The sequence below is a fragment of the Bacillus halotolerans genome, from assembly GCF_001517105.1.
In the GTDB taxonomy this organism is placed as follows: domain Bacteria; phylum Bacillota; class Bacilli; order Bacillales; family Bacillaceae; genus Bacillus; species Bacillus halotolerans.
The window spans coordinates 17,019-40,888 of sequence record NZ_LPVF01000008.1; the positions used below are offsets into that span (position 1 = coordinate 17,019).

Consider the following 23,870-nt stretch of genomic DNA (forward strand, 5'->3'; position numbering starts at 1 on the left):
TTATTTTTTACATAACGGGAGCCTTCCATAAATGGAAAGCCCGTCTTATATAACTATAAATGAAATTTATGCTTTATGACTCTTTGCATTTTCATTTTTTTCTTCATCGTATAGATGCGACTGCATTTTAAACCAGTCAAATAAATGTGTCGTAATGACTTTGGCAACTGCATAGCCCGGAATCGCAAGAATAATTCCGATAACACCAAACAGCTTGCCGGCAGTTAACAGCAGAAAAATAATGGTGATTGGGTGGATATGAAGGTTTTTCCCCATAATTTGCGGGGAGATCAGTTTCCCTTCAATAAGCTGAACAATTGTCCAGACGATCACAAGCTTGAGCAGCATCAGAGGCGATGTCACAATAGCGATAATGATCGCAGGCGTAATGGCGATTGTCGGACCTAAATACGGCACGATGCTTGTACAAGCCGCAATAACGGCAAGTAGCGAAGCGTAATCCAGTCCGATGATCAAATAGCCGATAAACAGCAAAAATCCAATGCAGAAGCTGACAATGATCTGTCCTCTGATATAAGAACTTAGCCGATGATTCATTTCGCTTAAAACTGTGTATGTTTGCTCTTTTAATTGTGTCGGCACAAACTTCAGTATGTAGATCGGCAATTTCTTTCCGTCCTTTAACAGATAGAAAAGAATAAATGGAACTGTCACGATCGAAATGATAATCTCAGTTAAGGCGCCGATAAAATTCCCAACGCCGGTAAAGGTGCTGTTTACAATCGTCGCTGCCTGATCTGACACCTTTGTCGCGAGATCAGATATATTAATGTTCATCGTTTGCTGCGCCTGATTGACAAAGTTACTGCCGATCAGTTCTTTTGTCTGATTCTCAACAACATCCACATATCTCGGGATGTTGTCAATCAAACTCATAATTTGCTCTTTTAAAAAGGGGATAATCGACACGATTGTGATCGTGATCAGCCCGATAATCAACAGATATAACAGCAAAATAGAATAGATTCTTCTGATTCTTCTTCTCTCAAGGAAATCAACGACAGGGTTTAACAGATAAAAAACAATGCCTGTTAAAATAATCGGAAGCGATATCGTTTTGAGCAGAACAATGATCGGGGTGAAAATAAATGATGTTTTTGTAAATACGAGAATATTTAAACCAATCAGCAGCAGAACAAGCAAAAATAAAACAAACTTGTTGTCCAAGAAGAATCGCTTGAATCTGCCGCTCCATGTTTGCAACGTCTCCACTATCGTTCCTCCGTCATACATAGTTTAAGTAAATTGTACACTATCGTACCTATAATGAAAAATAAAAACCGCTAATTGCTGGAAAAACTTCCTTAACTAAAAAATGTGATTTGATCTATCATGTGCTTTTCTTCTTTTTAAGCTATAATTTAGCTATATCATACAAAAGGAGCGATATGCGTGATACGATTTGCAATAGTAGGAACCAATTGGATTACAGACCGCTTTCTAGAAGCAGCTTCAGAAATTGAAGATTTCCGGCTCACAGCCGTTTATTCAAGAACACCTGAACGCGCCGCTGAGTTTGCCGCTCGGCATGGGGCTGCACATACCTTCTCCGACCTTCAGGAAATGGCCGCAAGCGATGGCTTTGATGCTGTATATCTCGCCAGCCCGAATGCTCTTCACAAGGAGCAGGCGATCCTCTTTATGAAACATGGCAAACATGTGTTATGCGAGAAACCGCTTGCTTCAAATACCAGAGAAACAGAAGAAATGATTTCAGCCGCCAGAGCGAATGGTGTTGTCCTCATGGAAGCAATGAAGACCACATTCCTGCCTAATTTTAAAGAGCTGAAAAAACACTTCCACAAAATCGGCACAATCCGCAGATTTATTGCAAGCTACTGTCAGTACTCTTCAAGGTATGATGCGTTTAGAAACGGAACTGTTTTGAACGCGTTTCAGCCAGAGCTGTCTAACGGCTCATTGATGGATATCGGCATCTATTGTATTTACCCTGCCGTTGTGCTGTTTGGAGAGCCGAAAGCCGTGAAAGCGAACGGATACACTTTATCTTCCGGCGTTGATGGAGAAGGTACCGTCATTCTCTCATATGACGGGTTTGAGGCCGTACTGATGCATTCTAAAATCTCAACTTCCTACGCGCCTGCTGAAATCCAAGGAGAAGACGGGACAATTGTAATGGATACGATTCATCGTCCTGAACGAGTGGAAATCCGCTATCGTGACGGCCGCCTGGAAAACATTTCGCTCTCTGATCCTAAACCGGCAATGTATTACGAAGCGGCTGAATTTGTTTCACTCGTGAAAGAGAAGAAACAGGAATCTGAAGAAAATACATATGAACGCTCCTTGATCACTGCTAAAATCATGGAGGAAGCAAGAAAACAGATGGGTATTGTGTACCCTGCTGATCAAGCCTAAAAAAATCCGCCCGCGGCATGTTGCACGCGTGCGGATTTTTTTAAACGATCGGTGAGGATGCCTGTCTTTTGAAAAGCACGTTTTGTTCATATGCTTTGATATCATCAAGCCAAGCCTCTTTTATCGGCACTCCCATTTGCTCACAGTAATAATCCCAGATGGCACCGAAAGGATAGGTTTTAAATTCCTCCATCAGCGCCAGCCTTTCTGTAAAGCGCCCCTCATCCTGCAATTGTTTTAAATGGTCATTCGGAAGAAGCAAAGCGTACATTAAAGCTTTCATCATATTTCTCGTTCCGATAGTCCAAGCGGCGACACGGTTAATGCTGGCATCGAAAAAATCCAGACCGATGGCGACTTTCTCTAATGCCTGATTACGGACGATCTCAAGGGCGATTTCTCTCAATTCATCGTCTAACATCACGACATGGTCACTGTCCCAGCGAACGGGCCGGGATACGTGCAAGGCAAGTTTGTCTGTGTAAAGCAGCATCGCCGAGATCTTGTTTGATACCGTTTCTGTCGGGTGGAAATGTCCCGTATCGAGCAAGCATAACTTATGGTTCGTTAAAGCATAGGCTAAATAAAACTCATGAGACCCGACGACATATGATTCTGATCCAAGTCCGAACAGCTTGCTCTCGACCGAATCAACATTGTAATCTTCACTGATTTCCTCGCGGAATATCCGATCCAATGATTCTTTTAATCTTTTACGCGGCGTCAGCCTGTCACTCGGAATATCCTTATAGCCGTCCGGAATCCAAATATTCGTCAAGCAAGGCGTGCCTAATTCTTTGCCGAAATACGCTCCGATGCGGCGGCACGCGATGCAGTGATGAATCCAAAACTCCCGGATGGATGGATCAGGGTGTGCGAGTGTAAGCCCGTCATCCGCTTTCTCATGTGAAAACAGTGTCGGATTGAAATCTAATCCGATACCAAGACCCTTCGCCCACTTCACCCAATTTTCAAAGTGATGCGGCTTCAGCTGATCACGTTCAACAACTTCTCCGTTTGTTTCTGCATATATAGCGTGCAGGTTGACCCGATGCTTTCCCGGGATGAGAGACAGAGCTTTCTCCAGATCTCTTCTTAATTCTTCCGGGGTTTGCGCTTTTCCGGGATAATTGCCTGTGACGTCAATGCCGCCGGAAAGCTCGCCCTTATTCACTTCAAACCCTTCAATGTCATCACCCTGCCAGCAGTGGATTGAGATCGGAACTTGCTGTAATTGCCGGAACACAGCTTCAACATCAATTCCCCATTTTTCATATTCTTGTTTTGCGCTGTCATAATTCGCTTTTATCGTCATACGGCTCTCTCCCTTTTATTTCGAAATAAAAGACTTCCTTCAGATCGATTGAAACGGGACTGTCATCAGCGTTTGTTTTCATTAATGGCGCCATTGATTTCCACCATCTGCGGCACACCTCTGTGTCCGCCATCTTCTTCCACTTTTCCTCATCCTCTATCTCTAAATAAGCAAATAACCGGCCTGTCTCTTCGTCTAAAAAAATAGAATAGTGATGCGCTCCATGGGCTTTAAGCGCTTCCGCCATTTCTGGCCAAATGTCATCATGCCTCTGTTTATATTCCTTGAATTTATCTTTATGGACGAACATGATACTCGCTTTTCTTTTCAAGCTGATCACCTCTTTTCATTTAGATAGCGCTTTCAAAACAGTTTGATGATAGGACTGAATGATGGCGCTTCTGTCAGGATCTTTAGGCATAAACACTTTAATAGGAAAGGAGTTTCTGACGGTCTTGCGGGCCTGGTTTACGTCCTTTATTTCTTTGGCAGCAATCATTTGCATCAGCAGATTTCCGATGGCTGTCGCCTCAGCAGGTCCGGCGTATACCGTTTTTCCGCTCATATCAGCGGTTAATTGATTTAAGAAGTCGTTTTGGGCGCCTCCTCCAATAATATGAAGCTGTTGAATGTTTTTCCCTGTAATGGTTTCTAGTTCTGAGATGGCTATCGCATAGATGATGGCTAAATTGCTGTAGATACAGCAGGCAAGTTCGCCTGCGGTGTGAGGAATCTGTTGGAAGGTTTCTCTGCAATAATGTTGTATTTCCTTTATCATGTCGTTCGGATTCAGAAAACGATCATCATTTAAGTTGATAAACTGCTGAAACGGTTTTGTTTTTCCAGCTTCTTCTGCCAGTTGATGGAATTCATAATCTTTTCGTAATTGTTTCCGGACTTCTTGTATCATCCACATGCCAATGATGTTTTTCAGGAAACGAATGGTGTTGTTTGCGCCGCGTTCATTTGTATAATTGTTTTTCAACGCGAGTTTATTTATAATCGGCGTTTCGTTCTCCATTCCGATTAGCGACCATGTTCCGCTGCTGATATACGCCCAATCATTGTTTATGCCTGGTGCGGCGAGGACAGCTGAAGCAGTATCATGCGTTGCGACGGTAATCACCCTGCAAGCCGGCAAATCATAGCCTGGAAACCAATCATTTCTTAGCATGCCGAGTTCCTGTCCCGGTTCAGTCAGCGGCGGAAATTGCTGTTCCTTAACAGACACGGCCTCGAGCAATTCGGGATCAAACTTTCCTGTTAAGGCGTTTAAGAGCTGGGTCGTGGACGCATTTGTGATTTCCGCTGCTGCTTTGCCGGTTAAGCAATAGCCTAAATAATCCGGCACCATTAAAATCTGCTCTGTTTGTCTCAGCAGCTCTCGGTCTTCTTCATATAATTGATAGATTGTGTTAAATGGCAGAAACTGAATGCCTGTTTTTTGATAGATTGTTTCTTTTGATATCGTTTGCGCAAGCTTCTCCATTGTGTTCTCTGTTCTTTTATCCCGGTATGATATGACTTCTCGTAAGCGGCTTCCTTTCTCATCCAGCAAGACGTAATCAACGGCCCATGTATCAATGCCGACGGTGCAGCAGTCATAGCCAAGGGCTTTCACCTTTTGCAGCCCTTGCAGGATTTGCTCTAGCAAATGATCAATATCCCAATAGCCATGTCCGTCTCTTTGCATGAAGCCGTTTGCGAATCGGTGAATCTCTTGTACTGCAAGCTTTCCTTTCTGGAGTTCGCCTATGATGACTCTCCCGCTTGATGCCCCTATATCAACAGCAGCATATATCATCCTTTCACCCTTTCTTTAGGAAGGGGGACGGCTGTTACTTTCACATTCTTTTCTTCAAGGGCTTTTACTGATACCGGATCAAGTCTGGAATCGGTAATGATGCAGCTGACATCCTGCAAAGAGGCGATATGTGAAAACTCGCGGTTCCCCCATTTGCTTGAATCGGCCATCAAAATGGTCTGATCAGATCTTTCAATCATCCGTATTTTAAGCAGTGCCTGCCACTCATTTGAGTCGCTCATTCCATGTTCCATATCAAACCCTTGGCAGGACAGAAAGGTTTTATTTACATGATAGGTTTCTAGTGAACGTTCAGCTAACGGTCCCGCAAATGATAATGATTTTGTCAGCAAGATACCGCCGGTTGAGATAACTGATATTTTTTGTTTTTTGCTCAGTTCAATGGCTGCCTTCATTGAATTTGTAATGACGGTGAGCTCAATATCAGGGAGTATTTTCGCCATGTACCATGCAGTGGTGCTTGCATCGAGAATGATTCGGTCACCGCTTTTTACATATTTGGCCGCTTCATGAGCAATGGCTTTTTTCTCTATTACATTTGTAATTTCACGTTCAGAAAAATGAATTTCCGACTCCTGCTGCTGAATGCTGACCGCACCTCCGTGGCTGCGGCTCAGCTTATGCTCTTTCTCAAGCTTCTCAAGGTCCCGCCGAATCGTTTCTTCTGTGACAGAAAATAGGTCACTCAATTCGGATACGCGGATGCTTAAACGCTTATTCACTAGTTCGACTATTTTTTTCTGCCGTTCTGCTACTAACATCGGTAACGTCCTTCCTCATTAATATCCGCCTTGCTTTTCCCATATCATAGCATACTTCTAACGCGTAAAAGCTGCCGGGACGCCGCCGTCTACTGTAATCATACACCCTGTCGTCTTTTCAGCTTTAGACGAAGCCAAAAACGCGATTGATTCGGCAATATCCTGCGGGTAAATATTAACCAAAAGCGTTGTGCGTTTCCGATAATGTTCCTCTAGCTGATCCGGCTCTATTCCATATGACGCAGCCCGTTCCTCCCGCCAGCTTGACCCCCAAATCGCTGAGCCTTGGAGAACCGCGTCAGGCAAAACTGAGTTTACACGAATGCCGTATTCTCCTCCTTCTGCCGCAATACATCGAGCCAAATGGGTTTCAAGTGCTTTTACCGAACTGTAGGCTGAAGCGTTTTTTCCCGCATAGACAGCGTTTTTCGATCCCACAAACACCATGCTTCCGCCTATGTTTTGCTGTTTCATTTGCTTAAACGCTTCGCGGGCCACGAGGAAATAGCCGGTTCCCAAAACATTGATATTGAGATTCCATTCTTTTAGGCTTGTTTCGTCAAAAGGGCTTGATGTTGCCAGCCCGGCATTATTAACGACAATGTCAATGCCGCCGTAGGTAAGCGTTGCTTGTTCAAAGGCAGACTGTACCTCATCTTCATTTGTCACATCCATTTTGACAGCCATTGCGCGTCCTTCTCCGTACGTTTCGTTTATTTCCTCGGCAATTTTTTGTGCGCCTTCTACATTCAGGTCAGCCGCGATCACGTGTCCGCCTTCTGCTGCAAAGTGCCGGCAGGCTGCACTTCCGATTCCGCCGGCTCCACCTGTTATCAATGCTACTTTTCGAGAAAATTCTGCTTCCGGCGGGGCCAGCGTGAGTTTATATAATTCCAGCGGCCAGTATTCAACATGATAGGATTCATTTTCGTTTAATGAAACAAATCGTCCGAGTGAGGCAGATCCTTTCATTACAGCAATAGCTCTCTGGTATAAAGCACCGCTAACTTTTGACATGGCAAGGCTTTTTCCCGTATTGACCATTCCAATGCCAGGAATCAATATGACACGCGGCGCTGATTCAAAGATTTGATCCCCTTCCTGCTGATTGCGTGCAAAGTAAGCTTGATACTCTGCTTTGAAGCGCTCGATCCCTGACTTCAAAAGATCCTCCAGCTCCTGTGCATCTTGCGTTTCCGGATTCCATTCAATGTACAGCGGGACACGCTTTGTATGAACCAGGTGATCCGGACACGCAGCGCCAATTTGAGAAAGCTCCGGCGCTTGCACGCTGTTTACAAATTCTAATACCTCTTCATGATCGTCATAGGAGAGGATCATTTTCTTTTCATCGCTTACAGCTCCTCGGATAACAGGCATGATACCCGCCAGAATTTGTTTCCGCTTATCTGCTGGCAGTGACTCGTATCGCCTGCCGCCAAATCGCTGTTTTTGGTTGATGCGTTCATGAATGTACTGCTCAGCTTCTTGAATAATGGAGATCGTTTTCTCATAACACTTCTCTGACGTATCTCCCCAAGTGACTAAGCCGTGTTTTTCCATTAAGACAAGCTCGGCATTTGGATTGTTTGCCACGCCGTCTGCGATCATTTTAGACAGAGTAAATCCCGGGCGAACGTATGGCACCCACACAAACCGCCTGCCGTAAATATCTTCGGCAATTTGTTTTCCATGATCTGCGCAGCAAATACTGATAATCGCATCCGGATGGGTATGGTCAACATGATTGTATGGCAAAAATGCGTGTAAGAGTGTTTCAATGGAAGGGCGGGGATGTTTGCTGTCTATCATACAATGAGACAAGTAATCTACCATTTCTTCATCTGACATCTGGTCTCTTTCAATCAGCGGACGGATGTCATCTAATCTCAGGCCGGTAAAGTTATGCGCTTTCATTGTTGCCAAGTCTGAGCCGCTACCTTTTACCCACATCACTTCTGTTTCGCGGCCTCTGAAATCCTTCTCCGTTGTTTTCATCGACGTATTGCCGCCGCCCCAGTTGCATACAGTGCGGTCTGCACCGATTAAATTGGACCGATACACCAACTCTTCAACACCCTTAGGCAGCTGGGCGGCATGTTCTGATTCCCATACATGTTTCACCATTTCATCTTCCCCCATCCCTTTTATTTGTATCCGCTTTCATTATATATGATGTTTGTTTGTTTTTGAATACCTTTTGTTTGTTTTTGTTTTTATCAAGAAACAAAAAAAAGAAAGCAGCAAAGATATGCCGCTTTCTTTTTCTATTAAGATTCAATTTTAAATTTTTTCGTAATGTCTTGAAGTTCTTCCGCCATGTTCGCCAATGTTTCAGCTGAAGAGCTGATTTCCTCCATAGACGCAAGCTGCTCTTCCGCCGAAGCTGCGATATCTTGAATGCCCGCTGAGCCTTCTTTCGCTACTGCGGAAATCTCCTCAACCGCACTTGATACTTCCTGTGACCCGACTGACAGCTGTTCAACCGTCGCATTCAGATTTTGCAATTCACCGGATATTTGCGATGTCATCTCATAGATTTGCTTAAAGCTTTCAGCTGTTTGATCTGTAATTTGCAAACCTTCTTTTACTTCATGATTCACGGATTGGAACATAGAGAGCGACGTGCTGATTTCTCTGACAATCTCTTGAATTAATCCTTCAATTTCCTTCGCAGAACTTGCAGATTGCACAGCAAGTTTTCTGACCTCTTCCGCTACAACAGAGAAGCCTCTGCCGTATTCTCCGGCTCTGGCTGCCTCAATTGCTGCATTTAAAGCCAACAAGTTCGTTTGATCGGCAATGCCATTGATTACATTTAAGATGCTGGTAATGTCCTGAGATTTTGTTTCAAGGCCTTTGACGACGGCTTCAGCTTTTTGAACGGATTCATCGATTGTCTTCATTTGGCCGACTGTGTGCTCTACCAGTTTTTCTCCGCTTCCGGCTGCCTCAGAGGACTGGATTGAAGACTTTGTAATGGTCGATGAAGCCTGGGCCACTTTTGATATGCCGTGGTTCATTTGAGAAAGATGATCTGAGCTTGTTTCCAATTTCTCGCTTTGCGCCTCGTTGCCATTTGAAAACTGTTCGATTGCCAGCGTAATGTGTTCAGTCGCCTTACTCGTTTGGGCCGCACTTGCCGTCAGTTCTTCAGAAGATGATGCGACATTTTCTACAGACGTTTGAATAACACCGATGACAGAACGCAATGATTCAGACATCTCGTTAAAGCTTTCTCCTAGCTGGCCAAACTCATTTTTCGACTGAATATCAATTACTTCCGTTAAATCTCCGCTGCTTATTTTCGCAGATGTTGAAACCAGTTTTCTTAACGGTTTGGTGATGGCGCGTATAATAAAGAGAATGAGTATGCCGCCGATCACAATTGACACGCATAGAATGATAACGGCAGTGTTCAGTACCGGACTTGAAGCATCTTGCAATTCACTGACAAAATACGTACCTGCGATTTTCCACCCTGTCAGTTTATTTGTCGCAAATGCCATTTTCTTTTCTTTGCCTTCGAAGGTGTATTCAAATGAGCCGTCTGCTTTTGAATATACCTCTTTTGTCCAGTCGCCGGATCCAGTTGTTCCTGGCTTAATCGTCGGATGGGCGATATATTTTTTGTTGCCTGTTGTAATAAATGCAAAGCCGTTTTTACCGATTTTTATTCTCTGTGAAGCTGCCAGCACTTCATCCAGATTTAAATCAAGCGCTATGACCCCTGAGCCATCTTTTAATTGTTTGGAAATCGTAACAACGATATCTCCTGTCGCTTCGTCAGTATACGGCTCTGAGAATACAGCCTGTCCTTTTTTCGCAACGGCTTGTTTGTACCAGTCACGTTCTGTCGGATCGAAACCTTTAGGAACGCCGCTTTCCGGATATTTGTAAAGCTTTTTATTTTCTGAAGCCGCATAGATTGCTCCTACATCGGCATTTAGTGTTGTGTACTGCTTAAATTTTTCATTCAGTAAGGTTTTATTTTTGCCTTGTAATATGTCTTTATCAATCGTCTCACTGTAATAATCTATTGCTTTTACTTTATTTTTCAATTTGTTTTCAAGTGTGCTGTTGAGTTCTTCAACGTTTCCTATTGCACTATTCGTGAGTTCCCTGTCCAGCGCGTTCCAAGCTGATTGATAACTGAAATATGCTAATACCCCAATCGGCAAAATGAGCACTGTCAGAAACGCAGCGATAAGCGGTTTGCTGATTGATGGCTGTTTGATCCAATGTATGAATTTTCCCATTCTCGATAATTCCTCCTTTAAGCTAAAAATAATATCGTCAAGCTAGGATAAAAGCTTTAATAAAAAAACTAAAAAAACACCCAAGTGCAGAACCTTGGGTGTTTTGACTCATTATTCGATTTTAAACCGTTTTGTCATATCGCGAAGCTCTTCAGCCATGCTTGAAAGTGTTTCTGCTGATGAGCTGATTTCTTCCATAGAAGCAAGCTGCTGTTCGGCTGATGCCGCGATATCTTGAATGTGGGCTGAGCTTTCTTTTGAAATTGATGCAATATGCTCAGACGCTCCCGATACCTCTTCAGAGCTGGCAGAAAGCTGCTGAACCGTCGCACTCATGTTTTGCAGTTCTCCGGCTATCTGGTTTGTCATTTCAGAGATTCGTTTAAAGCTTGTCTCTGTTTGATCTGTGATGTCAAGGCCTGTTTGCACCTCTTGGTTCACAGACTGGAACATGCCGAGAGATGTGTTGATTTCTTTCACAATTTCAATGATGAGCGCTTCAATCTCTTTAGCTGAATCAGCGGACTGTACAGCCAGCTTTCTGACTTCTTCCGCTACGACGGAGAAGCCGCGTCCATATTCACCCGCGCGCGCCGCTTCAATGGCAGCGTTTAGTGCAAGCAGGTTCGTCTGGTCAGCAATACCGTTAATCACGCGCAGAATGTTTGTGATGTCTTTTGATTTGGTTTCCAATCCGCGAACAACTTGTTCCGCTTCTTTCACGGACTTGTCTATCACGTTCATTTGGCCGACAGTCTGATGAACAAGCTGTCCGCCCGCACTCGCGATTTCTGTCGATTGAACAGATGAATCTGTAATGACTTCAGAAGCTTGAGCCATATTCGTCAATCCGTCATTCATCTGATAAATATGCTCCGCCGCTGTTTCGATGTTTTCATTTTGTTTTTCATTGCCGTTTGAAAATTGTTCTATTGCCAATGTGATATGCTCGGTCGCCTTGCTTGTTTGCGCGGCAGATGCCGTCAATTCCTCGGAGGAAGCGGCAACATTGTCTACCGAATCCTGAATGGCGTGTATGAGAGAGCGAAGTGAAGACGCCATATTGTTAAAGCTTTTGCCCAGTTCGCCCAGTTCATCTTTTGAACGGATATCAATCGTTTCCGTTAAATCTCCCTCACTGATCCGCTTAGATGAACCGACAAGCTGTTTCAGCGGTGTCGTGATTGATCGAATAACCAATGTCATCACGATGATACCAACGAGAATGGCTGCAATCAGGACAATTAATGCGAGGTGAAGCACAGGCTTAGCCGCATCGTGAATCTCGTCCAGATACATGGTTCCGCCTATCTTCCATCCCGTTAGCTTGTTCGTATCAAAGGCCATTTTTTTCTTATCGCCGTTCATGCTGTATTGAAAATCGCCTTTATCGGCAGACAGCATCTGTTCAAGCCAGTCGCCTTTCAATTCGGTTCCTGAAGTCTCATCAGGATGCGCAACGACCTTTTTGTCTTTCGTCATAATAAAAGCATAGCCTTCTGTGCCGATGTTCACTTGTTTCGTCGTTTTCAGCAGGTTATCGATCGTCATGTTGATCGCGATAACGCCTGATCCGTCTTTTGTCTGCTGGGCAATTGTCACAACCATTGTGTTCGTAGATGCTGTTTTGTATGGATCTGTTATGACGACTTTGCCGTTATTGGCAACCGCTTTTTTGTACCAGTCCCGTTCAACGGGATTATAATCGCTTGGCATCGGCAAATCCGGATAACGGGTAAAGCGCCCGTCTTTGTCACTCGTATAAATGGATTCCACGTCTTTATTGATTTTAATATATTGTGAGAATTTCTCTTCAATGCTGGCATTGCTCTTTGCTTTATATTTCTTTTGTGTCAGCCATTCACTAAAGTATTCGGCGCTGTTTTCTTTTTCTCCGATGCTGGTGTTAATGATGTCGTTTAGTTGCTGTACATTTTCTAGGGCGCTTCCCATCATCTGTCTGTCGAGCGAGCTGCTGGCAGACTCATAAGCAATCGCAGCTACTATGGCAACCGGTATGATGAGAATCGATAGAAAGGAAACAAGAAGCTTCCGTGTAATTGATCTCTGTTTGATAAGTTGGAGTATTTTTTTCATCAGTTCATTTCTCCTTTTTTATGCTACCCTTCATATCGGCTGAAAATGGGTAAATATATACATTAAAAAAGAAGAAATTCAAGAAAAATAACTAAATCCCTATTAAAAATTAGTGATTTAGACCTATTAATTATCCAATTTAAATCGTTTTGTCAAATCTCGCAGCTCTTCGGACATTTTTTCAAGCGTCTGCGCCGATGAGCTGATTTCTTCCATGGAGGCAAGCTGCTGCTCGGCTGAAGCGGCGATATCTTGAATGCCGTCCGAACTTGCTTTAGAAATAGCGGCGATATCTATAGAAGCAGCGGATATTTCCTGAGAACCCGCCGACAGCTGTTCAACCGTCGCATTCATGTTTTGCAGTTCTGCGGCAATTTGATTCGTCATTTTTGATATATGGTTAAAGCTTTGTTTTGTTTCGTCTGTCATGACCAGACCTGTTTCCACTTCTTTATTCACAGATTGAAGCACGTTTAATGATGTATGAATCTCTTTTACGATTTCGCTGATCAGCGATTCAATTTCCTTAGCTGAATCTGCCGACTGTACCGCAAGTTTTCTCACTTCTTCAGCGACCACAGAAAAGCCTCGTCCGTACTCGCCTGCTCTCGCCGCTTCAATGGCGGCATTTAATGCTAAAAGATTGGTTTGATCTGCGATGCCGTTGATAACACGTAAAATATTTGTGATATCCTTTGATTTGATTTCCAGGCCTTTGACCACTTTCTCCGCTTCTTTCACAGAATGATCAATCGTATTCATTTGGCCGGCTGTTCTCTGAACGAGTGTTTCCCCTGCGCTTGACACTTCGGTGGCGTCTGCAGAGGTTTCTGTAATGACTGCCGCTGCCCGGGCCAGCTCTGCCAGTCCGTCGTTCATTTCGTTAATTTGTTCTGTTGTCGTCTCGATTCTGTCGCTCTGGTTTTCGCTTCCGTTTGAAAATTGTTCGATCGCCATTGTAATGTGTTCAGTGGCCTTGCTTGTCTGATCTGCGGAAGCTGTCAGCTCTTCTGACGATGAGGCGACATGTTCTACAGATTCTTTGATGCCGCAGATCAGCGAGCGGAGAGAGTGCGCCATATTGTTGAAGCTTTGGCTCAGAACACCGAGTTCGTCTTTTGATTTGATTTCTATCGTTTCTGTTAAATCGCCTTTGCTGATTTTTTCAGCTGACGCCACGATGCGTTTCAAAGGCCTTGTAATCGACCGGATGACAAAATAAATCGCCGTTATTCCGGCTGCAATGGCAATGGCCAGAACAACTGATGCCATAACAAGAACCCTGCTTGCGGCATCATGAATCTCGTCGGCATACATCGTGCCGCTGATTTTCCAGCCTGTCGTTTCGCTTGTGGCGAACGCCATTTTCTTCTTCTTTCCTTTGTGCGTATATTCGAAGTCGCCGCTTTTGTCTTTGTAAAGTTTGTCTATCCACTCCCCTTCTAACTGCGTTCCCGCTTTTTCACCGGAGTAAGCGATGATTTTTTTATTTTGGCTGAGGATAAAGGCATAGCCTTCTTTACCAATACTGATTTCTTTTGCTGTAGCCACAAGATCATCGATTTTCATATCCATGGCGACAACGCCTGATCCGTCCTTTGTCTGGCGTGCAATGGTAACAACCATTTTTCCTGATGAAATGGATTCGTAAGGTTCGGTCACAATTGTCTTTCCTTTATTAGCCATGGATTCTTTGTACCAGTCACGTTCTAAAGCATTAAAGTCACTCGGCATGTCTGCGTGCGGATAGCGTGTGAATGTTCCGTCTTTGCTGCTTGAAAACACCGCAGCGACATTGTCATTCATTTGAATAAATTGTTTAAATTCTTGTTTGAGCTCCGTTTTTTCCTTGTCTTTCAACCTGTCTGCTGTCGCCCAATCGCTGAAAAACGAGAGGCTTTTTTCAGTCGTTTTGATCTTGCCATCAATAATGTTATCTAATATTTGAACGTTTTCCTTTGCGCTTTGCGTCATCTGTATGTCAAGAGATGCAACTGCTGATTGATAAGCGCTTACCGATAGTGCCGTAATCGGGACAATTAAGATCAGCAGGAAAGAAATAATGAGTCTCCTGGCAATTGATGATCTGCGAATGGTGGTGAGTGTTTTTTTCATTCCTCTTGAACCTTCTTTCAATAATTTACAAATTATATCGGCTGATATTCCTTTATCTTACATTGAAAATGAAGGAAAAAATGAAGAATAGTTCAAAACTCACCGATTTAGACAGGTCTTTTATATTATTTCTTATACAAAAAAACAGCGCTTCATAAGCGCTGTTTTTTGTCTTATTCAATTTTAAATTTCTTTGTCAGATCACGGAGCTCTTCTGCCATCTGCGCGAGGGTAGTGGCTGATGAACTGATTTCTTCCATAGAAGCAAGCTGCTCCTCGGCCGATGCAGCAATGTCTTGAATGCTTGCCGAGCTTTCTCTTGAAACATCCGCAATTCCGCTCACTGCTGCCGATACATGCTCTGAACGGCCTGACAGCTGTTCAACTGTTGTATTCATCGTCTGCAATTTGTCTGCAATCTCATTTGTCATGCTGAAAATAATTTGGAAGCTTTCCTTTGTATTGTCTGTGACAACTAGCCCTGATTGCACTTCTTGATTAACGGCTTTAAACATGTGAAGAGAAGTTTCGATTTCTGCAACGATTTCCTGGATCAGATTCTCGATTTCTTTAGATGAATCTGCAGATTGAACGGCCAGTTTACGCACTTCCTCCGCTACAACAGAGAAGCCTCGTCCAGATTCCCCGGCCCGCGCCGCTTCAATGGCTGCATTTAATGCCAGCAGGTTTGTTTGATCGGCAATCCCATTGATGACTCGTAAAATACTCGTGATATCTTTTGATTTTTCTTCTAACCCTTTCACCACTGCTTCAGCCTGCTGAACCGACTCATTAATTGAATTCATCTGCCCGACTGTCTGCTGGACAAACTTCTCGCCTGTACCCGCGATTTCCGTTGATTGGATAGACGCTTTCGTAATGTCTGATGATGTTTGTGAGACTTGCTGGAGCCCTTCATTCATCATGTTCAGCTGATGAGAGCTGGACTCCACTTTTTCGCTCTGCTCTTCGTTTCCGTTTGAGAACTGCTCAATTGCCATTGTAATATGCTCCGTCGCCTTGCTCGTTTGCCCGGCGGATGCAGTCAGCTGTTCGGATGATGCGGCAACATTATTAACCGAGTCTTGAATGGCGCTGATAAGCGAACGCAAGGATTGTCCCATTTCATTGAAGCTTTCGCCAAGCTCGCCCAGTTCATCTTTCGAACGGATCTCGATGGTTTCTGTCAGATCTCCGCTGCTGATCATTTTTGATGATTGAACCAGACGTTTTAACGGTTTTGTGATCGAACCAACGATAAACAGGATTAACATCCCGCCTGCCAGTATTGAAGCAATCAGCACGATCATGCCTGTTGTCAGGACAGATTTTGAGGATTCCTTGATTTCACTCATATACATGGTGCCGGCAATTTTCCAGCCAGTCAGTTGATTTGTCGTATATGTCATCTTTTTATCTTCATGATTCAGGGTGTACTGCAGCTCGCCGCTGTCCTTGTCATACATTTTGGCAACCCAGTCGCCAGACAGCTTTTCACCAGCCTTATGGTTTTGATGGGCGACATATGTTTTGTTTTTCGTCGCGATGAAAGCATAGCCTTCTTTTCCGACTTTAATTTGTTTCAACTGTTCTAACAGTTTATCAATTGTGATATCCATGGCGACGACGCCTGAACCACCCTTCAATTCCTGAGCAATGGTAATGACCATGCTTCCGTCGCTGGCTGCCACATAAGGATCGGTCACTACGATTTCACCGCCGGCTTTCATTGCATCCTGGTACCAAGAGCGTTTTCTCGGATCGTAGCCATCCGGCAATTTTTCTTTCGGTGCCTGTACATATGTGCCGTTTTCTGCCCCTCCGTAAATTCTGGCTACGTCTTGGTTAATGGAAACATATTGCGAAAACTTAGCCTTAAGCTCTTCCTGTTTGGATTTTCCTTTAAACGCGGAGCTTTTCAGTGATTCACTGAAAAAGCTGATGCCTTTCGCTTTTGCTCCTATATCATTTGTAACGGTTGTATTAAATGAATCGACACTATTTTTCGCATTTCCCATGATCTCCTGATCCAGTTTTCCGCTTGCTGAGCGGTAAGAACTGAATTCCAATATAAGAATCGGAATGATTAAAATCACAACAAATGAAATAATTAGTTTTCTAGAAATAGACGGTTTTGTCAGCCAATTGATAAAAGTCTTCATATACAGCTTCTCCTTCAGGTTTGATACAGTATATATCGGCTGCTTTAAAAAGTTTTTAAAATAGAAGAAATTCCCTTTTCAACATTTCTCTGTCTTTTTAGCTTTCATTGCCCAAGCCTTGTGCATAGTTTATAAAAAACAAGGGGGGCTTCAGATGATTATTGTATCCGGGCAATGGCTCCGTCCCCAAGACATTGAAAACTGGCAAATAGACAAAAACCTGAATCCGCTGCTAAAAGAAATGATTGATACACCCGTTCAGTTTGATTATCATTCGATCGCTGAACTGATGTTTGAGCTTCATTTGCGCATGAACATTGTTGAATCGGCAAAAGCGCTGCATAAAAGCGGGGCGAAGTTCGCCACCTTTGTAAAAACATACGGGAATACAGCGTATTGGCGGGTTTCACCGGAAGGGGCTCTGGAGCTTAAGTATAAAATGCCGCCTTCAAAGGCGATTCGGGATATTGCAGAAAACGGCCCGTTTTACGCGTTTGAATGCGCGACGGCAATCGTTGTGATTTATTACTTAGCATTGCTTAAAACCATCGGAGAAGAAAAATTCGACGCAGCCTTTGACAGAATTATTTTATATGACTGGCATTATGAGAAATTGCCGATATATACGGAAACGGGACATCACTTTTTCCTTGGAGACTGTTTGTATTTTAAAAATCCTGAATTTGATCCGCAGAAAGCGCAGTGGAGAGGCGAAAATGTGATTTTATTAGAAAAGGACAAATATTTTGCTCACGGCCTGGGAATTTTAAACGCTCAGCAAATTATTGATAAGCTGAATTCTTTCAGACGAAAAGGAGCCGTACAGTCAGCTTATCTCCTTTCACAAGCGACCAGACTTGATATTCCGTCACTCTATCCGATCACCCGCTAAAAACCCCACCGTCTATTTTGGGGACGATGGGGTTTCAAATACTTTTCGTTTTCGATAGAAAGGGGCTGTGCCGACATACTGGTTCGCAGCCCATTCCATTTTTTCAAGGTCATTTCTCGTCACGATGGGATCTTGGCTGCTCCACTTGATAAACCGGACAAAATAATACCCTTTGATGGGAGCCATTGTAACTTTTGAATGAGGCCAGTCTTCAAATACAAACTCAATTTTCCCTTTCTTTTTATAAGAATATTGAAGAATGTTCATCGTCTGTCACCTCTGTTAGTTATGTTACGATTGGCAAAGCTCAGCTATCAGCGTTTTCACGTCAGCGGGCCCATTGAGCATTCCGACTGATTGCCCCGCCCACAGAGACATGTGACCGGAATCTTTGGCTGCGGCGGCATGTTTTCTCATTGGTTTTGTTAACGTGTTTTGCAATGGATAAGGAAGTGTATTTGCCTCTTCAGCTTGTTGCTCTTTCATCCATTGGTTGACTATCCCCCTTGCAGGCTTCCCCGAAAACAATGCGGTAAGGCGCGTGTCTGTTCCATGCGCTTCTTTTAATTCCTGTCTGTACGTTTCAGAGGCTGCGCTTTCCTCACACATAAGAAATGGAGTCCCGACCTGTACACCTTGCGCTCCGAGACAGTGAGCCGCTTGGACGCCGCGGCGGTCTGCAATTCCGCCTGCCGCAATCACGGGTACTGAAACAGCGTCTGCGGCTTGGGGAATCAGTGACATTAAGCCAATTGAAGACTCTCCGCTGACCGGCAGAAAAGAACCACGGTGGCCGCCTGCTTCACTGCCTTGCAGCACGATGATATCCATTCCGCGCTCTTCCAGCAGGACGGCTTCTTGCGGCGAAGTAGCCGTTCCGATAAGACAGCAGCCATTTTTCTTTAATAAATGAATGCTTTCATCAGGCGGAATGCCGAACGTAAATGAACAGGCTCTTACATTGTATGTAAGAATCAGATTTATTTTTTGATGAAAATCCTCCCACTCTTCCTCCTCTAAAGGAAAAGCAGCCGCCTGTTCCGCAAACGGAATGTTCTGTTTCCATGTGTGAACCGTTTTATCGTCCGGTGTCTTCCTTTCTTCCGGCACAAACACATTTACCTGAAAAGCGCTGCTGGTCAATTCATGCATCTCGATGATTTGTTTTTCAAGCGTACCTGGACTGAGATATCCGGAAGCGAGACTTCCGAGCGCGCCTTCATTCGACACAGCGGCTGCCAGTCGGGGTGTGACCAGGCCGCCTGCCATCGGCGCCTGAATGACAGGCTTTGATAATGATAGTGCTTTCATCCATTGAGTCATAGAAGCACCTCCTGTTATTCCATGATTTTGATATGGCAAGTTCGTTGGCGCGGACCATCAAATTCGCAGAAATAAATACCTTGCCACGTCCCGAGAATGAGACGCCCGTTTTCAATGATGACATGCTGTGAAGCGCCTACCGTACTGGACTTCATATGTGCAGCTGTATTGCCTTCCATATGGCGGTCCAGCTCATGGTCCCATGGATACATCTCATCAAATCTTCGGAGCATATCTCTTTTCACATCGGGATCGGCATTTTCATTAATTGTAATGCCCGCCGTCGTATGCGGACAGTAAATCAGCGCTGCCCCGCTTGCCACTCCTGTTTCTTGAAGAAACGCTTCGACCTCGTGAGTGATTTCAACCATTTCATCTCTTTTGTTTGTTTTGATTTGCAGAGTTTTCAGCATTTGTTTCTCCTTTCAATTCCCTTCTTCTCTTTGCATATTCGTTCTGTGTTCTTTTTTTCCTGTTAAATCAGGCTCATAAACCTGAAGAAAACAAAAACTCCAGCTTTTTTCTGGAGTTTTATTGCCATAGGTATACTCTGGCTTCATAAGGTTTTAACAGCAATGATGTCGTATGCTTATGCAGTTCTGTTTCCATATTCGACAATTGGAGTTTGTCAGAAGATAACGGCAATGCGGGATATCTGCAGAACGCCGGCGCACCCGTCAGATTTGCCGCAATTAGCGCAGTTTGGCTCTCGTTTTTGCGAAGGTATGCAAAGATTTGCTGATCTTCCGGCAAAATCAGCTCGTATTGGCCATAAATAAATACATCATATGTTTGGCGGAGTTTGATCAAGCTTTTGTAAAAGTGATAGACAGATGTGTTATCGTTTATTTGCGCCTCGGCGTTCAGCCATGTGTAATTGTCATTTACCCCAATCCATGGCTTGGCATCGGAAAACCCAGCGTGAGGAGATGCATTCCATTGCATTGGTGTTCGTGAATTGTCTCTACCCTTTTTCCAGACAATCTTCATTACTTCCTCGTGAGAAGCGCCTTTTGCGGTCTCTATGTCATACAGCCGCTTCATCGCGACATCATCATAATCCTCAATGTAAGGAAACGCCACATTGGTCATGCCGATTTCCTGTCCCTGATAAATAAACGGCGTTCCTTTCATCAGAAAATAAACAGCGGCGAGTGCTTTTGCACTTTCCTTTAAGGAATTCCCGTCGTCTCCCCATACAGAAACAGAACGGGGCTGATCATGGTTTTCCATAAACAAAGCGTTCCAGCCGATTCCCTCCAAACGGTTCTGCCACTCTGTTAAAATCCGTTTGAATGCAGCGATATCGATGCTTTCATTGACCTCTATATCCCACAGGCCGAGATGTTCAAATTGAAAAATCATGCTGAAAATGCCGGATTCCTCCCCCGCCCACTCAGCTGCCTCCTTTGCCGAGACACCGTTTGCCTCTCCGACCGTCATGATCGGGTAGCGGGAAAATGCGTTTTCCTTCAGCTCTGTTAAAAAATCCAATATGCCCTCAGCATTCATATGATAAGGAAAAGAAGGAACATAGGGCAGCCCTTTCGGATTCGGCAGATCAGGCAGCCCTTCTTTTTTCTTAATATGAGAAATGGCATCCACCCGAAATCCGTCTATGCCTTTATCGAGCCACCAATTGACCATGTCATAAACGGCGTTTCTTACCTCTTGATTTTCCCAGTTCAGGTCTGGCTGCTTTTTATCAAAAAGGTGGAGATAATACTGGCTTGTCTGCTGATCATACTGCCAAGCCGATCCTCCGAAAATGCTTTCCCAATTGTTTGGCTCTTTTCCGTCTTTCCCGTCCTTCCAAATATACCAGTCGCGTTTTTGGGATTGTAAAGATGCGCGTGATTCAATGAACCATGGATGTTCATCACTTGTATGATTCACGACAAGATCCATAATGAGCTTCATGCCAAGCTCATGAATATCATGAAGCAGCTGATCGAAATCTGCCATTGTGCCGAAATCGCTCAATATGTTTTTGTAATCTCTTATATCATAGCCGTTATCCGCATTGGGTGAGTCGTACAAAGGACAAATCCAAATCACATCGGCACCAAGTTCTTTTATGTACGGAAGCTTGGACCTGATTCCTTGAATATCCCCGATTCCATCGCTGTTTGAATCCTTGAAGCTGCGGGGATAAATTTGGTAGACCACCGCTTCCTTCCACCAAGCCTTTTTCATACAGCCACTCCTTCCTGCGTGTGCGGTTTTTATATCTTATGTAGAAAAAGGCCTTTGAAGCATTCATTTTTTCAGAAAAAAAGCCTCTTGCCGATGACAAAACACTGATCAATTTTTCAGAAGCCTTTTGTCCTGATTTTCTTTGAGCTCAAAAAAACAGCCGCGATCCAGCCCGGCTGTTTTTGATTAAAACTCTGTTTTTTTGATTTCGACAAATCGAATGTGATGGTCTTCAGCGTCGAGGATTTTAAATTCGCAGCCCTCCGCCTGTATCACATCTCCTGCTTCCAGCTCCATTTTTTGCGTCAGAAGCCAGCCTGCAATCGTATCAATTTCTTCATTCTCAATGGCAATGTCGAGCAGGTCGTTCACTTCATCTATTAGCGCTTTGCCATCCATCACATAATGGTGCTCGCCTTTTTTCAAAATATGCGGCGTTTCATCCTGATCATATTCATCACGGATTTCCCCGACGATTTCTTCGATAATATCCTCGACAGTTACAAGCCCCGCCGTTCCCCCGTATTCATCTACGAGAATCGCCATATGAATCCGTTCCTTCTGCATGCGGATTAAAAGCTGCTGGACAGGAATGCTTTCAATGACTCTGATGACAGGCCTCATAATTTGCTTCAGCTTAATCGGCTGGCCGAGAAAATACGCTTTAAACATATCTTTGCTGTTGATAATCCCTAAAATATGATCCTTATCTTCTTTGATGACAGGATACCGTGTATACCGTTCGTTAATGATGAGATGAATCGCTTCTTCAAGCGACTGCTCCAGAGAAATGACAACGATTTCTGTTCGCGGAATCATAATTTCTCTCGCCACGCGGTTGTCGAATTCAAAAATCTTATTCACATAGCGAAATTCGGACTGGTTGATTTCCCCTTTTTCATAGCTTTCTGACAGAATCAGCCTCAGTTCCTCCTCGCTGATGACAACCTCATGCTCCTTGACTGAATGAAAGCCAAACAATTTCACAAGAAAACTTGCAGAGCCGTTCAATGCTTTAATAAACGGATATGTGATTTTATAAAACCAGATCAGCGGCTTTGCAATCCATAAACTGACAGCTTCAGCCTTCTGAATGGAAACTGTTTTCGGCGCAAGCTCACCCATTACCACATGCAAAAAAGTGACGATGATAAATGCAATAACAAATGTGACTATGTGGTTAAACGGTTCCGGTATGCCTGCCGCTGTAAACAAGGGATGAAGAATGCGTTCAAATGTCGGTTCACCAAGCCATCCAAGGCCGAGGGCTGTAATTGTAATCCCGAGCTGGCAGGCTGATAAATACTCGTCAAGATTGGAGATGATTTTATGTGCGGCAAGCGCCCGGCTGTCTCCGCTTTCGATGAGCTGATTGATTTTTGAACCTCTGATTTTGACGATTGCAAATTCTGCTGCAACGAAAACAGCCGTAATGCCAATCAAAACAAAAATGGCGATCAATTGTAATATAAGCAAAAAAAGCCCTTACCATAAATGGTAAGGGGCCACCTCCTTAACGTTAATTCTCATTACGACCGTTTAAGAAGATCATCACAAAGCGAAGAAGTTCAAACAGGGAAACCAGGGCGGCGGCCACATACGTTAAGGCGGCGGCGCTCAGCACTTTATTTACCCCATTCTCTTCATTGTTCCGGATGAATCCTTCTGACACAATAATTTGCTTCGCGCGTGAACTTGCATTGAATTCGACAGGCAGTGTGATCAGCTGGAAAAAGACAGCGGCTGAAAACAGAATAATGCCAAGCCCGATCAAATTCAGGCTGCCGAGAAGCATGCCTCCTAAGAAAAGCAAAGGAGCCACACCGGATGCAAAATTCACGACTGGGAAGATTTTATGTCTCAGCACAAGCGCACCATATGACTCCTGATGCTGCAAGGCATGTCCGACTTCATGGGAAGCTACGGAGATGGCGGAAATTGAGCGGCCGTAATAGACCGGCTCAGATAAACGCACCACCCGTCTTGTCGGGTCGTAATGGTCTGTTAAAGCGCCTCTTACCGGTTCGACCGGCACGTCGTAAAGACCGTTTATATCTAGAATCCGTCTTGCCGTTTCTGCCCCTGTTCGACCGCTTGAGGCTTCCACTTTTGAATACTTTTCAAAGTTGCTCTTTACTTTAAATTGTGCCCAAAACGACAATCCCAATGCGGCTATTGTTAAAAATATAAACAGCATGTTTCATCATCCTTTTTTAAAGATCGTATGTTTCTTTATTACGATTATTTTAATGAGTTTTCTTTCTCGTGTACAGAAAAGCGCTTCTTCTTCCGTCTAGGCGCACACATTCCGATAAGCAAAAGGAACAAGCCGGCCGAAAACAAATAAAAAGAAAAGCCTCCAATCAGCTCTTTCAAAAAATGATGCCATGAGAAGCTATCGGAGAAGTGATTATACGAATTCAAGTCGAAAATAAACAAAATCACTGCGGATGCCGCAAGCTGCGTACCGATCAAAACCACGACGGTTCTTTGAATGATCGTCATCTGTTCCATCCTTTTCTCGC

Annotated in this window: 19 protein-coding genes and 1 pseudogene; 2 read left to right on the top strand and 18 right to left on the bottom strand. The window is 44.0% G+C overall.

What is annotated here, in order from left to right; all coding sequences use genetic code 11:
* Window positions 1–66: 66 nt before the first annotated feature.
* On the bottom strand, window positions 67–1,233 hold the full coding sequence (locus tag AU387_RS02690; protein WP_024122625.1) for an AI-2E family transporter: 1,167 nt from the start codon (window positions 1,231–1,233) through the stop codon (window positions 67–69).
* Between the two features lie 180 nt (window positions 1,234–1,413).
* On the opposite strand from AU387_RS02690, the gene AU387_RS02695 reads away from it, so the two are divergent.
* Complete coding sequence (locus AU387_RS02695; RefSeq protein ID WP_059334718.1) at window positions 1,414–2,400, top strand: Gfo/Idh/MocA family protein; 987 nt, start codon at window positions 1,414–1,416, stop codon at window positions 2,398–2,400.
* Window positions 2,401–2,440: 40 nt separating this feature from the next.
* On the opposite strand, the gene rhaA is transcribed toward AU387_RS02695, so the two are convergent.
* The 10 genes and pseudogenes from rhaA to AU387_RS02740 all read right to left on the bottom strand — a co-directional run bounded on the left by rhaA (window position 2,441) and on the right by AU387_RS02740 (window position 16,934).
* Complete coding sequence (rhaA, locus tag AU387_RS02700; RefSeq protein ID WP_059334720.1) at window positions 2,441–3,715, bottom strand: L-rhamnose isomerase; 1,275 nt, start codon at window positions 3,713–3,715, stop codon at window positions 2,441–2,443.
* Window positions 3,693–4,046, bottom strand: coding sequence for an L-rhamnose mutarotase (gene rhaM, locus AU387_RS02705; protein WP_059334721.1), 354 nt, complete (start codon window positions 4,044–4,046; stop codon window positions 3,693–3,695). Before rhaM ends, rhaA begins: the two co-directional genes overlap by 23 nt.
* Window positions 4,047–4,061: 15 nt before the next feature.
* A complete protein-coding gene (rhaB, locus tag AU387_RS02710; protein WP_059334723.1) occupies window positions 4,062–5,519 on the bottom strand; it encodes a rhamnulokinase in 1,458 nt (485 codons plus the stop codon).
* Window positions 5,516–6,301 carry a DeoR/GlpR family DNA-binding transcription regulator gene (locus AU387_RS02715; protein ID WP_059334725.1) on the bottom strand — a complete coding sequence of 262 codons (786 nt, stop codon included), beginning with the start codon at window positions 6,299–6,301 and terminating at the stop codon, window positions 5,516–5,518. Before AU387_RS02715 ends, rhaB begins: the two co-directional genes overlap by 4 nt.
* A gap of 57 nt (window positions 6,302–6,358) precedes the next feature.
* A complete protein-coding gene (locus AU387_RS02720) occupies window positions 6,359–8,428 on the bottom strand; it encodes a bifunctional rhamnulose-1-phosphate aldolase/short-chain dehydrogenase (RefSeq protein WP_059334727.1) in 2,070 nt (689 codons plus the stop codon).
* Between the two features lie 143 nt (window positions 8,429–8,571).
* Window positions 8,572–10,560: a methyl-accepting chemotaxis protein gene (locus AU387_RS02725; RefSeq protein WP_059334729.1), complete on the bottom strand. Its 1,989-nt coding sequence runs from the start codon at window positions 10,558–10,560 to the stop codon at window positions 8,572–8,574.
* 111 nt (window positions 10,561–10,671) lie between these two features.
* Window positions 10,672–11,622 (bottom strand): methyl-accepting chemotaxis protein, encoded by a 951-nt coding sequence (locus tag AU387_RS22345; protein ID WP_370542283.1) that lies wholly within the window; start codon window positions 11,620–11,622, stop codon window positions 10,672–10,674.
* Window positions 11,617–12,657 (bottom strand): annotated as a pseudogene (locus AU387_RS22350) (cache domain-containing protein); the annotation flags it as partial. The pseudogene AU387_RS22350 and the gene AU387_RS22345, both read right to left, overlap by 6 nt.
* Window positions 12,658–12,783: 126 nt before the next feature.
* A complete protein-coding gene (locus tag AU387_RS02735) occupies window positions 12,784–14,772 on the bottom strand; it encodes a methyl-accepting chemotaxis protein (protein WP_059334733.1) in 1,989 nt (662 codons plus the stop codon).
* A gap of 173 nt (window positions 14,773–14,945) precedes the next feature.
* Window positions 14,946–16,934, bottom strand: a complete 1,989-nt coding sequence (locus tag AU387_RS02740; RefSeq protein ID WP_059334734.1) for a HAMP domain-containing methyl-accepting chemotaxis protein — start codon at window positions 16,932–16,934, stop codon at window positions 14,946–14,948.
* A 154-nt stretch (window positions 16,935–17,088) separates the two neighbouring features.
* Between AU387_RS02740 and AU387_RS02745 the strand changes: the two genes are divergently transcribed.
* The gene (locus AU387_RS02745; RefSeq protein WP_044158904.1) at window positions 17,089–17,826 is read left to right on the top strand and encodes a protein-glutamine gamma-glutamyltransferase; all 738 of its coding nucleotides are present in this window, start codon (window positions 17,089–17,091) and stop codon (window positions 17,824–17,826) included.
* A gap of 12 nt (window positions 17,827–17,838) precedes the next feature.
* Here the strand turns inward: AU387_RS02745 and AU387_RS02750 are convergent, their stop codons facing one another.
* The 7 genes from AU387_RS02750 to AU387_RS02780 form a co-directional block, all read right to left on the bottom strand.
* A complete protein-coding gene (locus tag AU387_RS02750) occupies window positions 17,839–18,093 on the bottom strand; it encodes a hypothetical protein (RefSeq protein WP_059334735.1) in 255 nt (84 codons plus the stop codon).
* 24 nt (window positions 18,094–18,117) lie between these two features.
* A complete protein-coding gene (locus AU387_RS02755) occupies window positions 18,118–19,149 on the bottom strand; it encodes a nitronate monooxygenase (RefSeq protein ID WP_059334736.1) in 1,032 nt (343 codons plus the stop codon).
* Between the two features lie 14 nt (window positions 19,150–19,163).
* Window positions 19,164–19,562 carry a secondary thiamine-phosphate synthase enzyme YjbQ gene (locus AU387_RS02760; RefSeq protein ID WP_044158908.1) on the bottom strand — a complete coding sequence of 133 codons (399 nt, stop codon included), beginning with the start codon at window positions 19,560–19,562 and terminating at the stop codon, window positions 19,164–19,166.
* Window positions 19,563–19,680: 118 nt separating this feature from the next.
* Window positions 19,681–21,345 (bottom strand): glycoside hydrolase family 13 protein, encoded by a 1,665-nt coding sequence (locus tag AU387_RS02765; protein ID WP_059334737.1) that lies wholly within the window; start codon window positions 21,343–21,345, stop codon window positions 19,681–19,683.
* A 186-nt stretch (window positions 21,346–21,531) separates the two neighbouring features.
* Window positions 21,532–22,821 (bottom strand): hemolysin family protein, encoded by a 1,290-nt coding sequence (locus AU387_RS02770; protein WP_059292660.1) that lies wholly within the window; start codon window positions 22,819–22,821, stop codon window positions 21,532–21,534.
* Window positions 22,822–22,864: 43 nt separating this feature from the next.
* Window positions 22,865–23,542 (bottom strand): zinc metallopeptidase, encoded by a 678-nt coding sequence (locus AU387_RS02775; protein WP_024122643.1) that lies wholly within the window; start codon window positions 23,540–23,542, stop codon window positions 22,865–22,867.
* A 44-nt stretch (window positions 23,543–23,586) separates the two neighbouring features.
* Window positions 23,587–23,850: a YuzI family membrane protein gene (locus AU387_RS02780; protein ID WP_059335356.1), complete on the bottom strand. Its 264-nt coding sequence runs from the start codon at window positions 23,848–23,850 to the stop codon at window positions 23,587–23,589.
* Between the last annotated feature and the right edge of the window lie 20 nt (window positions 23,851–23,870).

Coding starts and splice junctions, on each gene's coding strand:
- rhaB (WP_059334723.1), bottom strand. CDS start 5,519: ATGATATATGCTGCTGTTGATATAGGGGCATCAAGCGGGAGAGTCATC.
- AU387_RS02775 (WP_024122643.1), bottom strand. CDS start 23,542: ATGCTGTTTATATTTTTAACAATAGCCGCATTGGGATTGTCGTTTTGG.
- AU387_RS02750 (WP_059334735.1), bottom strand. CDS start 18,093: ATGAACATTCTTCAATATTCTTATAAAAAGAAAGGGAAAATTGAGTTT.
- AU387_RS22345 (WP_370542283.1), bottom strand. CDS start 11,622: ATGGCGTCTTCACTTCGCTCTCTCATACACGCCATTCAGGATTCGGTA.
- AU387_RS02740 (WP_059334734.1), bottom strand. CDS start 16,934: ATGAAGACTTTTATCAATTGGCTGACAAAACCGTCTATTTCTAGAAAA.
- AU387_RS02735 (WP_059334733.1), bottom strand. CDS start 14,772: ATGAAAAAAACACTCACCACCATTCGCAGATCATCAATTGCCAGGAGA.
- rhaA (WP_059334720.1), bottom strand. CDS start 3,715: ATGACGATAAAAGCGAATTATGACAGCGCAAAACAAGAATATGAAAAA.
- AU387_RS02720 (WP_059334727.1), bottom strand. CDS start 8,428: ATGGTGAAACATGTATGGGAATCAGAACATGCCGCCCAGCTGCCTAAG.
- AU387_RS02765 (WP_059334737.1), bottom strand. CDS start 21,345: ATGAAAAAGGCTTGGTGGAAGGAAGCGGTGGTCTACCAAATTTATCCC.
- AU387_RS02745 (WP_044158904.1), top strand. CDS start 17,089: ATGATTATTGTATCCGGGCAATGGCTCCGTCCCCAAGACATTGAAAAC.
- AU387_RS02760 (WP_044158908.1), bottom strand. CDS start 19,562: ATGCTGAAAACTCTGCAAATCAAAACAAACAAAAGAGATGAAATGGTT.
- AU387_RS02755 (WP_059334736.1), bottom strand. CDS start 19,149: ATGACTCAATGGATGAAAGCACTATCATTATCAAAGCCTGTCATTCAG.
- AU387_RS02725 (WP_059334729.1), bottom strand. CDS start 10,560: ATGGGAAAATTCATACATTGGATCAAACAGCCATCAATCAGCAAACCG.
- AU387_RS02715 (WP_059334725.1), bottom strand. CDS start 6,301: ATGTTAGTAGCAGAACGGCAGAAAAAAATAGTCGAACTAGTGAATAAG.
- AU387_RS02780 (WP_059335356.1), bottom strand. CDS start 23,850: ATGACGATCATTCAAAGAACCGTCGTGGTTTTGATCGGTACGCAGCTT.